Below are 13,217 nucleotides of genomic sequence, written 5' to 3' on the forward strand. Positions count from 1 at the left end.
TCGGCGCGTCGCCTACTGCCTGATCCACAATGAACGATACAGCGCCGATTCCGAGGCCGGGGTGCCATAGCGCAACTCGATATCGGCCCTGCCCTTGTCGTCATAGGCGAACGGGACGATATAGCCCTGGAACTCATAGCTGAGCTTGGACGCAGCCATCCGTTCTTCGCCATTCACAAGGACGGATAGCGTTTGATTGGCGACGGGCACGGTTCGCGCGCGCACGACGAGCTCGGCGCGGCTACCGGGTCGGCCGGAGGCATGAATCCGCGTTTCGCTGCCCGTGCCCCACCGGACGCGTGGCAGCTCCCACTTTGGATAAGGGCCCTCGGGATTGCGCAGGTTTTCCACCGAGGAAAAGTCCTGGAGCACATCCTCGGGCCGGCGGTAAATCAACACCTCGCCACCGCCTATGGGATCGGCGATGCGCACAGGGGGATAGAAGAGCCCACTGGCTTCGATCAACCGTATTTCACTGGCGCGAAATTCGGGGCTGGCGGTGGGCAGGTTGGGGAAGATCTCCTTGAAATCCGGAGACACCGCGAAAACCATGTCGGCACGACGGATGTAGCTTTCGTGCTCACGCAGATCGCCCGATCGCTGGATCTCGATATTTCTCGGCGGCATCAAACCGCGCCGGAAATACTCGATCTCGAGGATGGTCGGGTTCACGAACACAGCGGAGGTGGTTAGCAGGATCGTCTTGCCGACAGCATTGTGGTCCATCGCCTGGAAGGCCTCATGGACCATTTCCCAGCGACTGGCGCCATACAACGGATCGGGATTGCCGTAAGGCTGCGGCGCGCGCCAGTGGAATTGGCTGATGGATAAGCCGGCCAGCAGCACGCAGAAGACCAGGCGGGCGATCCGCGGCAGGGCCGTCGCGACGAATACCGCCGCCAAGGCGGCTGCGCAAAGGAAGACCGCGGCGAATGGCAGCCCATGCGGCCCTTTGAATGAGGGAATGGTGACGGCGAGATAAGCGATCACGACGATCGCGACCACCTGGGCGGCCGTCATTGCCATGGAACGGTGACGACGTGACAACAGGATCAACAAGGCCGCTATACCGATGCCCACGCCCAGCCACAGCCAGGGACCCAACGACTCGGCGCCGGTGGGGCCGGTCAGGTAGTAAAGGACACCGGCAAGGAAAGGCAGGGGTTGCACCCAGATCGCCGCTTCGGACCCGAAAGCGGTCGTCCAGATGTAGTCCACCACGTGGCGCCACGCCAAAACGTAGTACGGGGCGGCCAAAAGCAAACCAACGCCCATCGTCACCGCACCCGCGCGAATCACGCCGCGCCATTCACGGCGCCGCAAGGCAGGTAGGGCAGCAAAGAACATCGCGGCGATGAACAAGGCGATCGTCAAGGGGAAGACCGTAGGCTTCGCCCACAGCGCCGCGCCGAACGCCAGGCCGGCGATGACCTGCACGCGTCGCTGACCGAGCCAGTCACGGACCACCATCCCAAGCGTGCCAACGGCGATGAAGAGACTGCAGTACATGTCCGGCCGGCATTCGAGGACCGTCATGCTGAAAAACGGCGCGGCCAGGAAAGCGATCGCCAGCAGCGTCGTCTCGCGCAGAGGAAGCGGCGCCGCCATCCAGTAGAAGAGTCGGACGAAAAAGAAGAGAAGAATGCTGTTCGCGGCAACGGCTGCCCAGGGTTCTATTCCGAATAAAGCGAATCCCGAGAATGCCAGGGCCGTCGAAAGTGGCCCATGCGGCGGCGCCGCCACGGTGTAGGAGACCAGCTCATGAAGGCCGAATCGGTAGAACAGGACCAGCCGCCGCGCGGCGTCGCTGAAGTAGGAGCTGTCGTCATAGACGGGCGGCAATGACAATGCGCCGCTCTTGAGCGATTGCATGATCAACAGAGTGCAACCGATAGCGGTCACGAGCAACGCCGCCAGCCATCTAAGTGCGGAGTCGTTGCGCATACCGTCAGGACTCATTGTCTCGCCGTAAGCGGTCGTTGTCGCGGCGCGATGGGAAACAAAGGTCATGGGGTATCTCGATGGTTATCACGTTTGCGCAGCAGCAAACGCGTCGCGGCAAATGTCAAAGGAATACTGGTGACGATGACGACGAGCATCGCCACCTGCTTCGTCATGCCGACCCTGTCTATCAGGAAGGACAGCATGAGCAGGCCATAGAGATACTGCAGGCCGTACACCGCAGGATACATGGCGGCGGTCGCGACGGACGGCCGGCGCCGAAACACCAACAGGATGTTGATGGCATAGGAAAGCGCAATACCGAACACATACGTGATGGTGTAAGCCACCGAGGTACGCATGAACGACGCAAGCGCCAGGAACAACACGTATGTCACGGCCGTGTTGATGCCGCCTCCTACCAGGAAGCGGAGGAATTGCGACTTCATTCAGCTTTCTGTGCCGCGACCGCCTCGCGAAACTCTTCGTAGTTGCGGATATAGTCGCTGGAGTCGTAATGGTGCGACGCGAACACGATCAGCACCGCGTCCGAAGAATAGCGATACTGCGTACCCCATATCATCGCGGGCATATAGACGCCGAGGTTGGGCTTGTCCAGGGTCACTTCCCGGCGATTGACGCCGTCATCCAGCAGAACCTGGCAGGACCCGGACACGCACACAAGGAATTGCTCGCACACCTTGTGGGCATGTTCGCCACGCACTTCCTGGGTAGGCACACTGAACACCGTGAACTGCCGCTTGGGCATGAATGGAATATGCTGACCGAACTCCATCGCGAAAAGCGCACCCCTCATATCGGAAACGAGCTTGAAGTTATGCAGGCTCGCTGCGCCGACACCGATGGGTGTCACACCTTCCGCCAAGGGGAACGCCGGCTCGGCTTGCGGCAGCGCATTCTCACCGCCACGGCTTCCAACGTAGCCCATGATGCGCGCCGGATTGCCCGCGACGATCGCGTTGGGCGGGACGGAGCGAGTAACAACCGCGCCGGCCCCCACCATTGCATGCGCGCCGATTTCATTCCCAGCCAAGATGGTGGCATTGGCGCCAATGGATGCGCCTTCACGGACGATGGTCCGGGCGAACGACTCCGGCCATACCCGGCTACGCGGGAACAGATCGTTCGTGAACGTCGCGTTAGGCCCGATGAAGACGTCGTCTTCAAGCGTCACTTCATCCCACACCTGCACGCCGCATTTGATCGTGACACGATCGCCAATGACGACCTTGTTCTCGACGAATACCCCGTCACATATATTGCAGTCCTTCCCAATCCGGGCGCCCGGCAGGACATGGGCGAACGCCCATACACGCGTGCCTTCTCCAACATTGGGAGACTCGCACAAGGCATTAGGATGAACGAACGGAGCGGTCATGATGTCGATTCCGAGATTGCTGTGGATGCGGACGGATTTGGCGTGAAGGCGGCGCGAGGTTCGCTGCCCTCGTAGGAACGGCAACCCTGGATGACGGCGAGAGGACGCCGCTTGGTGTTTTCGTAAGCCCGCCAGGCATAGGCCCCAACCAACCCCAGGCCGAGGGTATTCAAGGCCCCGAAGAATCCGATCAGTACTATCGTGGCGGCATATCCGGGCACGGGCAGATCGCCGACCAGCTTGAGCAAAGTCACAACGATGCCCATGACCAGCGCGACCGCCGTACCGGCGAAGCCGAGAATGGTCATCAGCCGTATGGGCAGATCCGTGAAGGCGAAGATGCTATCCATCAGGTAGTTGATCTTCTTGCTCAGCGTCCACGCGCTCTTGCCATACATGCGCTTTCGACGCCCATACGTGATCTGGTGCCGACGGAAACCAATCCAGAAAAGCAACCCGACGAGGGATGAATGCGACTCTTCCAGTTTCAGTAGCTCGTCGCGAACGCGGCGATTCGCACCAAACACGTCCACGCCGCCTTCCGGGATTTCCTTGACGATCCAGCGCCGGTAGAAGTCCCAGAACATGTTGGACGCGAAACGGCTCATCGGTGGATCTTCGCGTGCCTCACGTACGCCGATTACGATGTCGTGCTGTTGGCTGACCAGGGCCGCCAGAAATTCCACCAGCAGCTCGGGAGGTTCCTGCAGGTCGGCCGCGATAACACCGACGTAGTCGCCTCTCGCGGCCTGCAGGCCGGTCCGGATGGCGGCAAACGAGCCGAAATTGCGTGCATGCAGCACCAACTGGGACGGAAATGGCGCGTCAGGCAAGGCATCGCGGAGCAGATCGTAACTGTTGTCCGGGCTGTGATCGACGACGAAGATGAACTCTGTGACTAGACCGAAGCGCTCGGCGACGATCGCCGAAATGCGGCTGAATTCCGAAATCAGATCCGGAATGAATTCCGCATTCCTATAAACAGGGATGATCACCGAGTACATAGCGGCTACCAGTCGTTGACTGCCTGCACAACACGGTCGATTTCCGGGTCGGTCAGCTCGGGATACAGCGGGATGGTCATTAGCCGCCGCGCCAGATGCTCGGTCACGGGCAGCGAAACGCTGCGCATGTGTTCACGGACGGCCGCCTGCTGGTGATCGGGCAGCGGATAGTGGATGTCGGTGGCGATGCCCGCCTTGTCCAAATGGGCCCGCAATCCGTCCCGATCACCGCATTGCACTACGTACAGGTGGCCTACATACTCGCTTCCCCGTAGCGGAGGGCAAGTCACGCGCGGATTCTTGATGCGGTCCGTGTAATGACCGGCGATGGCGCGACGCCGGTCGTTCCAGGTGTCCAGATGCGCCAGCTTCACGGCAAGGATGGCGGCCTGCATCTCATCGAGCCGGCTATTCCGCCCGCCCGTGTGGGCGACGTGGTATTTCTTGTCCCAACCGTACTGACGCAATGTACGGGCACCCGCAGCGATATCCGCGTCATTGGAAACGACCGCGCCTCCATCGCCGATCGCACCCAGGTTCTTGGTCGGGTAGAAGCTGAAGGTGGCCGCGTGCCCGAAACTGCCGGCCTTGCCGCCCGTGGTTGCCGCGCCATGCGCCTGCGCGCAGTCTTCCAGAACCCGCACCCCCTTTGCGTCGCAAAGCCGGCGGACCGCGGGCATGTCGTGCATCAGGCCGTACAGGTGAGTAATGACCACCGCATTCAGATCCGTGCTATCGAGCACCTCGGACAACTGCCGCAGGTCCATCAACATGGTATGCGGGTCCACATCGACATACACGGGATGCGCACCAATGGCCAATAGTGCCGTGCTGGTGTAGAAACCGGCATTGGCAACGGTGGCGACACGGCTTCCGCTTTTCACGCCCATGGAGCGCAAGCCGATCTCAAGCGCATCGGTGCCATTCGCGACGCCAACGCAATGGGCCGTACCGCAGTATTCCGCGAAGCGCGCTTCGAACTCCGAACATGATTTGCCATGGACAAACCAGGCGCTGTCGAGCACCGACGTCATTGCCGACAGAAGATCCTGCCGCAATGCCGAGGTCTGGCGATGGAGATCGCTCACCATAATCCTGCCGCTCATACCGCTGTACCCCATGAATCAGTGTCCAGTGAAGGACCGTATAGAAAACGTTGATTCGCTAAACACGAACGGCGCAGATTATATCCGCTTGATACGCGATGGCCGGCGGCAAACTACCTGAACGTTACCAACTTGTGCCCGATGTAGCTGGTGCCGATAGGGAACAACACGCCGACCAAATGAGCGACCGCTTGCGCATGCGGCACTCCAAGCGGTCCCAGCACCCAGCGCACCAACGCGATACTGATCACCAGCGTTTGTAATACCGCAACCAGATTGACGATGGTGAACTTGACCACCTGCGGCAAGAGGCGTCCGCCATGCGCGTGAAAGACCAGCGTACGCATGAGCACGAACGCAACGATCATTCCGACGATATACGCGCACACGATGGCCCACGCATAGGGCAGCCAGACGCTGAATGCGAAACGTGACGCGTAATTCGCAACCGCGGCGATGCCTCCCGCGATCAGGAAGCGGCCGAATGGACTGCCCAGCAACTGCCTCATGCGTCGCCCGCGCCTTCGGCCATCTTCGCCATATTGCGACCGAACCCTATGCTCTCCGAGATGCCCCGGTCCTCGGGATAGTAGTAGGAGGTATCCGCTACGAAGAGCCCCGCAATCGGCAAGGCGACCGGCGGAAGCTTGTCCAGATAGCCGGGATCGCATATCGGTTGGGCGTACCGGTAGCGGCTAGCCCGCATGGCGATGAAGTCCTCGTCCGTCAGATCGGGATTGATTTTCTTCAGGTAGCTCCGCACCTTCGCAAGGAAGACTTCATCAGGGTCCTGATAGGTGGGATGTTCGCCCGGCAGATAGAACGGCACATAGACCACGGTATCTTTCAGGGGACGCAGATTGCTGTATTCGACGACGCCCGGGATGTCCATTCCGGGATCGTTGGTATTCAACCAGAAGTTTCGGGATACCGGCTTGCGGAGCTTCGCGATCACGCACACCACCGCGATATTCCGGATGTCCCTGAACTTCTGGAGCACATCGGCCGGCAGGTCGGGGATGACACGCGGGACGAAGGGAAGAGGCACGGTGCTGACCACCGTGTCGAAGGCATGGAACTCGCCTTTGCTTTCAAGCCCCTGCACGCGGCCTTCCGACAGCACGACGCGCGTCACCGGTGCGCCCAGCCGGAACTCGCCTCCGTGTGCTTCGATAGCAGCGCGCATGGCGCGAAGCAGCGTCTCGGAGCCGCCCTCCAGATAGCCGAGTTTTTCACGGAACAGGTTATAGCGTGATCGCCCGATCCTGCGCACCCTGCTCCATATCCAGGCGGCGGACAGGCCTTCCGCGTAATCATAGAACTTGAGATCGAAAAGCTTGCGCCACAACACCTCGTAGGCTTCCTTGCCCACCCAGCGCTTTATCCAGCTTGTCGCCTCCAGCTTGTCGAGAGGCCGCCAATCATTGCGCTTCGTTGACAGGAATGCGTGCAAGCCGTAGCGGAACTTGGCGATCATCCCCAAGCCCTTGAAACGCAGCAACGCAAAAGGATTCCCCCAGGGCTGCACACGTCCCTGATAGAAATACCCCATCTTTGTCTCGACCCAATGCATCTTGCTGGACAGGCCAAGCTCTCCCAGCATCTGCAGGAAGGCGATGTCCGACGTGCAATGGAAATGGTAATAACGCTCGATGGACAGCCCGTCGAAATCGAAAGCGGCGGTCATACCTCCTATGCGGTCATCGGCTTCGAACACGACGGGGTTATAGCCGTCCTTGGCCAACTGGTATGCCACCGCCAAGCCCATGGGGCCCGCTCCCAACACCGCGATACGCTTGCCCGCTCCGCTGCTCATGTCAAAACTCCAATTCGATCTGGCTGTAGCGAGGATCGTTGAAGGTTTCGTCAATGGCCTGCGCGAATGGCGTATATCGGACGCCGAAAATACCAGGCCAATCAATGATCTCGAACTCGTCCTTGGCGACTAGGGCCTCCAACTGCTGGGTGGTGAACGGCGGATTGCTATCGAAGATTGCCCAGGTCCTCAGCAGGAAATGGAAAAGTCCATACGGTATCTTGACAATCGCCGCGCGTGCACCGGTCACCCGCTTGATATTGCGGATGATATCGATATAGTCGATGTATTCCTGCCCAGAGATATTGAATATCCCGGCGCCTTTCCGTTGCTCGATGCAGCTGATAATAATGTCGCAGAAATCGCCCGCATAGAGCGGCTGTCGCATGAAGCGCCCATCCCCAGGAATCGGGAACACGGGTGTCTTTTTCATGAAACGAGCCAGCCAGCCCAGGTGCTTGCGGTCGAACCAACCGTACATCAGCGTTGGGCGCAGGACGGGACAAGGGATGCCGCTATCCAGCACCAGTCGTTCCTGTTCACGTTTGCTGCGCGTATAGAAATCATCGGCCACCGATTCCACTACCGAGGAACTAATGTGCACCAGGTAGGGGGCGCTACCCGCCTTGATTGCTTCGAGCACCAACCGCGTGGAATCCACGTTGTTGCGCTGGAAGTCGCGATAGTCGTTTCCACCGATCTGTGCTTGCAGCATGACGACGACAGCGGCGTCCTCGATGTGGCGCATCCATGTGCCTGGTTCGGCGATGTCCGCGAACTCGACGACGATATCGGGCTGCACGCGCCGTAATACTTCGACATTGGCCCGGTGCTTGTCCAATACGACGATATTGGTGTAGCCGCGCGCCTTCAGCCTCGCCACCAGGTTCTGGCCCACCAGACCCGCGCCGCCCGGCAGAACGATTTTCTCCGTTTTCATTCAGTCTTCCCAGGTTGCCGGGATACCCCCGGCCTATTGTTCTCGCGCACTCTCGACACGCACGCTGCAAGGAGCGCCAGCGCCCCTATGATCATTACGACATATGAGTGCTTAAGTAGCGTCTGCACCAGCGGATCCAGCCGGCCGACGTGGCTTGACCTATTTTCGGCCGGCATTACCGCAGCCGGGAGGGTACTTCGTATGGCGGGATCATCCAACAAGCCTTGCAGGCGGCTCGGCCTGGGATACGGAATATCGAGCAGCGCCTTGCCGAACAGGAAGCTTTTATCGCCCGTCTGCAGGTATCCCCTCACGTTGCTCAACTGGGTCGTGCTCGTTGTCAGCTTGTCCGCCAATTGCTCCTCGATACGGCCAGATTGCTTGTACATGGCGAAGGAGACGTAAATGACCCAGAGCACGCAGACCGCGGCGCGAACCGCGTGCCGCCACCTGGCTTGCCCCAAGCACCACATCAAACAAACAAAATTGACCAACAAGCCGATCGCGTATAGATCAAGATACCGCGAACTGCGCACCACGCCGGACCTGCCGTAGGCCAAGCTGATGTCCTGGCCCCATACCCACACGATCAACGCGATAAGGAACCAATGCACCGCCGCGACGGGTTCCCGGCGCCGAAGCCATTGCAGCACCAGATAGGCTACGGCGGGGATCTGCAGAATCGCGGCGATCAGGATCTGCGACTTTCCAGGCCAGCTAAGTCCAACCTTCAGCGCATGCAGAAACTCCGGTATGGAGTGCGCTTTCATCTCGGCGTTCTGAGCAACGTCCGGCGTGAGACCATAACCAATCACGAACAGTGCCGCGAGCAGCAGCGTGGCCGCTGCACCGGTCCCCTTGCGACGCCGACCCCATATGCATTGGGCGACCGTGACGGGCACGGCAGCCGCCAGCGAGAACAATCCCGACGCCAGGGACAGGCATGCCAGCATGGCAAAGCCGAGCCCTATCCACCACGCGCGGGAGAATGACGCGCTTCCCACCAGCAGCCACAGGGCGACGAAGCTGAAAAGCAGATTGAAGTAGTACTGCGTCTGAAAGCCCGCCAGCGTGTTCTCCCAGGCGTACGGGATGCAGAACAGGACCAGGCAAAAAACCAGCAAAGCCCAGCGCTGCCATTGCGAAAGTGCCTGATTGAGGAAAAAAAGCAGCAACACCAGCGTCCCGACGACGATCACGGCATTCAGGATCATCTGCAGCAGTGGATTCCACGACCCGTTGACGATGAAAAGGCCCAGCGCAAAAAGCCGCGTGGTAAGGATACGGTGTTCATTATGCGGCTCGAGGAGCATGGCCCAGCTGAGGTCGCCCTTGACGTAGGGTCCGTACAAGGTTGCGGCCTCGCCATCCCATTGATCCCAGAACGGCACGGAACTGCCGTAATGCTGAATCAGCCACCAGCGCGCGCCCACGAGCAGGAGCGCGAACCCCAGCAGAGTCAGCGGCGTGACATAGGGGTTTCGTGATTTGTCGTGTCGATACATTGCGTGCAAGGCAGGATCACAGATTGCTTCGCTTCAGAATGAAGCTCGGCAGCGACCGGATGACTGTCATGATCAGGCGCCAGAACCCCGGCGTATAAAGCACATCCTTGCGCCGGGCGATGGCGCGAACGATGTCGGCGGCGACCTTGTCCGGTTGCGCGGTGAGCTTCGCGGGCAGGTCCAGTCCCGCGGTCATGGGGGTCGCTACGAAGCCTGGTTTGATGGTCAGTACGTGCACGCCAACCTTGAACATGCGGGCGCGCAGCCCGGACGCATATGCGTCGATGGCCGCCTTCGCCGCGCCATAGAGATAATTGCTGCCTCGTCCGCGATCGCCCGCTACAGACCCGATGATCGCGAGTACGCCTCGCCCCTGCGACTCGAAGCGATTGGCGAGCGCACCCAGAAATGCGATCGCGCTTTCACCATTGGTCCGAAACTCCTTCAACGCATATTCCCAGTCCGTTTCGGTTCGCGCCTGGTCCGGCAGCGTGCCGTGCGCAACCAAGGCTACGTCCACCGGCGGCAGGGCCTGCCAGGCGGCCATGCACATGGCCTCGATGCCCGCGTAGTCGGTCGCGTCCATGCAATAGGTCTGAACCCGCGCCGCGCCGCGCGCTTGCAAGTCGGAGGCGACCAGATCGAGCTTCTGCCGATCGCGCGCGACAAGGAAGAAAGAGGCCTGCTCGCGCGCGTAGCGGCGGGCGACCGCCTGTGCGATCGCGGAGGTTGCGCCGACGATGACAATATTCAGACTCATAGGGCCACACGTTTCCAGAAGTGGGACATCAATACGGGATCGCGCACCGCTTCCACCCTTTCCCAGGCGGGATAGGCCCGCTTGAAATGTGCCGCGCTCATATGGGCGTCCTTGGCGGGATATAGCCTTCCGCCTGCCTCGTCCACCAGGGCGTCCAATCGGCCGAAGAGGCGGCCGATCGACGGTTCGCGCTGCGGAAAATCCAGCGCCAGCGACGCACCCTGCATGGGAAAAGACATCCATCCAGGCGATAGCGCCGGACCGCATTGCTTCAACACCGCCAGGAACGATCCCATGCCGCTACGGCCGATCTCCCGCAGTATCTCGCCGATCACCGGCTCCGCGCCGGACGCCGGGACAACGCATTGATACTGTTGGAAACCGCTCCGCCCATACATGCGGTTCCAGTGCAACAGCTTGTCGAGCGGATAGAAGAACGGATCGTATCCAACCAAGGAACGTCGCTCCCGCCGCCGCTGCCGGTGGTAATACAAGGAATTGAATCCCTTGAGCGTCAGCCCGTTCACCAGCGAAAAAGGCGGGTCCACGGGCATGGAGAGGCGTCCAGGCCTCGCCGGAAGCCGGTAACCGCGAGGGGCGTGGTCCCCGGTTATGTAATGGCCGCGTCCCATGGCGCGTCCGGTGGCCAGGCAGTCGATCCACGCGACGGTATATTCGTGGGCGGCATCGTATTCCCGGCTGAGAGCGAAGAACTCGTCCAGCGCGCCGAACCGTATCGACCGCTGCGCAATCATGCCGGAACCGACGGGACGCAGCTGCAGCTCGACCGCCTGGATGATCCCGGTCAGGCCCAGTCCGCCTATCGTCGCCGAGAAGAGATCGGCGTTTTGCTCAGGGGTACAGATCACCTGGCCGCGGTCGCTGCGCTCCAATACGATACGGCGGACGTGCTGGCCGAACGTACCCATGACGTGATGGTTTTTTCCGTGGACGTCGTTGGCGACGGCGCCGCCCAATGTCACGAACTTGGTGCCGGGCGTGACTGGCGGGAACCAACCGTGCGGCAAGCCCAGGTCGATCAGTTCCGCCAGGGTGACGCCAGCCTGGGCCAACACCGTGCCGGTATTCCAGTCGGCTTCGATGAAATTGTCCAGGCCGCGCATGGCGATGACGCGATCGGACTCGGCCAGGCAGGAATCGCCGTAGCTGCGGCCACAGCCGTACGCCAGAGTGCGGCCCACCGCGCCTTCGACGTGGCGCGCCAGCAGGGGCGCTATTTCCCAGGGCCAGGAAGGCGCATCCGCGGCCTGCGGCCGCCGCGGATAACGCCCCCAGGACAAGCGCGCCGCCATCAGAAGCTCGCCGCCGCGAAGGACAGCAGAAACAAGGCCCCGACCCATCGGCTTAGCCGGTCGCGGAATGCGAAGACGATGGGATCGTCATGCATCTCGCCTCGGTGGGCCAGAAGCCAGACCCGGCTCAGCCAGAACAGCAGCAGGGGGCAGGCCGCCCACATCCATTCCGGATGACGGTACAGCTCCCAATGGCTTGCGTCGTTGATGTACAAGGCCAGAACCAGCACGGAGATATATCCCGCCGCGCCGCCCAGGGCGGCGAGCAGTTCGAAGTCGGACGGGTAATAGCCGCGTCCCGCGGCCTTCTGCACACGACCTTCCAGGCGCGCATCCCGCAATTCGGTGTAGCGCTTGACGAAGGCCAGGCTCAGGAAGATGAACATGCAGAACGCCAGGATCCAGAACGTGGGCGGGAGCGCCAGGGCAGCCGCGCCGGCGATCACGCGCACGGTGTACAGCATGGCAAGGGTGACGACATCCAGCATCACGACCCGCTTCAAGCGCAAGGAATACGCCAGCGTCAGCACGTAATACACCACGAGAACGCCGAGGAACTGCCACGGAAGCAGGATGACAGCCATTAGCGCGGCCCCCGCCAGCAGCACTGGCATGATGACCAATGCGTGCATGATAGGCATGGAACCAGCAGCCAGCGGCCGGAAGCGCTTGCTGCGGTGCAGTCGGTCATCCTGCAGATCCAGCAGATCGTTCAGCAGATAGACGCTGGAAGCGCATAGGCTGAAGGCCAGGAACGCGACAGCCCCTTCCAGCAACATCCGGGCGTCGAAGACCTTGTGCGAAGCAACCAGAGGTACGAACACCAGAACGTTCTTGGCCCACTGGTGTACGCGCAGCGCCTTCGCCAGCACCTTGAAATAGCGCGGACGGTTATCGAACACCTCGCCGACAGTGCCCAGCTTGCTCGCCGCACTCAGTACGCCGCGTCCCGCGTTGGCCACGTGTATGCGAGAGGCGGCCTCCCATACTTTCAGGTCCGGCGTGGCATTGCCTACATACTCGAAACCGCGCGGACCGTACCGTGCGACCAGCGCATCGCGCTTGCGGGACGCCGACAGATTCACATTGGTATCGGTGCCCAATACCTCGTCGAAAAAGGTCAGGTGATCCGCGACACGTCGGGCAATGCGATGATCGGATGCGGTAGCCAGCACCAGCTTCGCCCCTTCCCGGCGCCGCGTGTGCAGCCACGACACCACGGCTTCGTTATAGGGCAGGCGCGTCGCGTCAGGCAGCACCGCGTCCGCCAGCCGCGTCTTGAAATAGGCCTTGCCCTTCAGGAGCCACCCGAACAGCGCGAATACCCGCAACGGATACATCCGCAGGAACAGGAACAGGTTCTCCACGAGCATGTCCGTGAGCACCAGCGTGCCGTCGAGGTCCACAACGACATGGGCAGGCTTCTTCATTTC

12 protein-coding genes are annotated in these 13,217 nt (G+C 61.0%); all 12 read right to left on the minus strand.

The genetic code is table 11. From position 1 onward, the window contains the following. Positions 1 to 12: 12 nt before the first annotated feature. The 12 genes from CAL12_RS26935 to CAL12_RS26990 all read right to left on the minus strand — a co-directional run bounded on the left by CAL12_RS26935 (position 13) and on the right by CAL12_RS26990 (position 13,214). Complete coding sequence (locus CAL12_RS26935; protein WP_157793140.1) at positions 13 to 2,010, minus strand: ArnT family glycosyltransferase; 1,998 nt, start codon at positions 2,008 to 2,010, stop codon at positions 13 to 15. Beyond that, entirely contained in the window at positions 2,007 to 2,390 is a 384-nt protein-coding gene (locus tag CAL12_RS26940; RefSeq protein ID WP_086067415.1) for a GtrA family protein, read from the minus strand. Before CAL12_RS26940 ends, CAL12_RS26935 begins: the two co-directional genes overlap by 4 nt. Continuing rightward, entirely contained in the window at positions 2,387 to 3,340 is a 954-nt protein-coding gene (locus tag CAL12_RS26945; protein ID WP_086067416.1) for a WxcM-like domain-containing protein, read from the minus strand. The genes CAL12_RS26940 and CAL12_RS26945 overlap by 4 nt, the downstream gene beginning before the upstream one ends. Further along, positions 3,337 to 4,344, minus strand: coding sequence for a glycosyltransferase family 2 protein (locus tag CAL12_RS26950; protein ID WP_086067417.1), 1,008 nt, complete (start codon positions 4,342 to 4,344; stop codon positions 3,337 to 3,339). Before CAL12_RS26950 ends, CAL12_RS26945 begins: the two co-directional genes overlap by 4 nt. 5 nt (positions 4,345 to 4,349) lie before the next feature. Then, positions 4,350 to 5,465, minus strand: coding sequence for a DegT/DnrJ/EryC1/StrS family aminotransferase (locus tag CAL12_RS26955; RefSeq protein ID WP_232464643.1), 1,116 nt, complete (start codon positions 5,463 to 5,465; stop codon positions 4,350 to 4,352). 98 nt (positions 5,466 to 5,563) lie between these two features. Further along, on the minus strand, positions 5,564 to 5,959 hold the full coding sequence (locus CAL12_RS26960) for a GtrA family protein (protein WP_086067419.1): 396 nt from the start codon (positions 5,957 to 5,959) through the stop codon (positions 5,564 to 5,566). Continuing rightward, entirely contained in the window at positions 5,956 to 7,266 is a 1,311-nt protein-coding gene (locus CAL12_RS26965) for an NAD(P)/FAD-dependent oxidoreductase (protein ID WP_086067420.1), read from the minus strand. The genes CAL12_RS26960 and CAL12_RS26965 overlap by 4 nt, the downstream gene beginning before the upstream one ends. Before the next feature lies 1 nt (position 7,267). Beyond that, positions 7,268 to 8,206: an NAD-dependent epimerase/dehydratase family protein gene (locus CAL12_RS26970; protein ID WP_086067421.1), complete on the minus strand. Its 939-nt coding sequence runs from the start codon at positions 8,204 to 8,206 to the stop codon at positions 7,268 to 7,270. Further along, positions 8,203 to 9,711: a hypothetical protein gene (locus tag CAL12_RS26975; protein ID WP_086067422.1), complete on the minus strand. Its 1,509-nt coding sequence runs from the start codon at positions 9,709 to 9,711 to the stop codon at positions 8,203 to 8,205. Before CAL12_RS26975 ends, CAL12_RS26970 begins: the two co-directional genes overlap by 4 nt. 16 nt (positions 9,712 to 9,727) lie before the next feature. Next, a complete protein-coding gene (locus CAL12_RS26980) occupies positions 9,728 to 10,471 on the minus strand; it encodes an SDR family oxidoreductase (RefSeq protein WP_086067423.1) in 744 nt (247 codons plus the stop codon). Then, the gene (locus CAL12_RS26985) at positions 10,468 to 11,784 is read right to left on the minus strand and encodes an FAD-binding oxidoreductase (RefSeq protein WP_086067424.1); all 1,317 of its coding nucleotides are present in this window, start codon (positions 11,782 to 11,784) and stop codon (positions 10,468 to 10,470) included. Before CAL12_RS26985 ends, CAL12_RS26980 begins: the two co-directional genes overlap by 4 nt. Beyond that, a complete protein-coding gene (locus tag CAL12_RS26990; protein WP_086067425.1) occupies positions 11,784 to 13,214 on the minus strand; it encodes a UbiA family prenyltransferase in 1,431 nt (476 codons plus the stop codon). Before CAL12_RS26990 ends, CAL12_RS26985 begins: the two co-directional genes overlap by 1 nt. Between the last annotated feature and the right edge of the window lie 3 nt (positions 13,215 to 13,217).

This window comes from Bordetella genomosp. 8 (assembly GCF_002119685.1).
In the GTDB taxonomy this organism is placed as follows: domain Bacteria; phylum Pseudomonadota; class Gammaproteobacteria; order Burkholderiales; family Burkholderiaceae_B; genus Bordetella_C.

Coding starts and splice junctions, on each gene's coding strand:
- CAL12_RS26935 (WP_157793140.1), bottom strand. CDS start 2,010: ATGACCTTTGTTTCCCATCGCGCCGCGACAACGACCGCTTACGGCGAG.
- CAL12_RS26940 (WP_086067415.1), bottom strand. CDS start 2,390: ATGAAGTCGCAATTCCTCCGCTTCCTGGTAGGAGGCGGCATCAACACG.
- CAL12_RS26945 (WP_086067416.1), bottom strand. CDS start 3,340: ATGACCGCTCCGTTCGTTCATCCTAATGCCTTGTGCGAGTCTCCCAAT.
- CAL12_RS26950 (WP_086067417.1), bottom strand. CDS start 4,344: ATGTACTCGGTGATCATCCCTGTTTATAGGAATGCGGAATTCATTCCG.
- CAL12_RS26955 (WP_232464643.1), bottom strand. CDS start 5,465: ATGGGGTACAGCGGTATGAGCGGCAGGATTATGGTGAGCGATCTCCAT.
- CAL12_RS26960 (WP_086067419.1), bottom strand. CDS start 5,959: ATGAGGCAGTTGCTGGGCAGTCCATTCGGCCGCTTCCTGATCGCGGGA.
- CAL12_RS26965 (WP_086067420.1), bottom strand. CDS start 7,266: ATGAGCAGCGGAGCGGGCAAGCGTATCGCGGTGTTGGGAGCGGGCCCC.
- CAL12_RS26970 (WP_086067421.1), bottom strand. CDS start 8,206: ATGAAAACGGAGAAAATCGTTCTGCCGGGCGGCGCGGGTCTGGTGGGC.
- CAL12_RS26975 (WP_086067422.1), bottom strand. CDS start 9,711: ATGTATCGACACGACAAATCACGAAACCCCTATGTCACGCCGCTGACT.
- CAL12_RS26980 (WP_086067423.1), bottom strand. CDS start 10,471: ATGAGTCTGAATATTGTCATCGTCGGCGCAACCTCCGCGATCGCACAG.
- CAL12_RS26985 (WP_086067424.1), bottom strand. CDS start 11,784: ATGGCGGCGCGCTTGTCCTGGGGGCGTTATCCGCGGCGGCCGCAGGCC.
- CAL12_RS26990 (WP_086067425.1), bottom strand. CDS start 13,214: ATGAAGAAGCCTGCCCATGTCGTTGTGGACCTCGACGGCACGCTGGTG.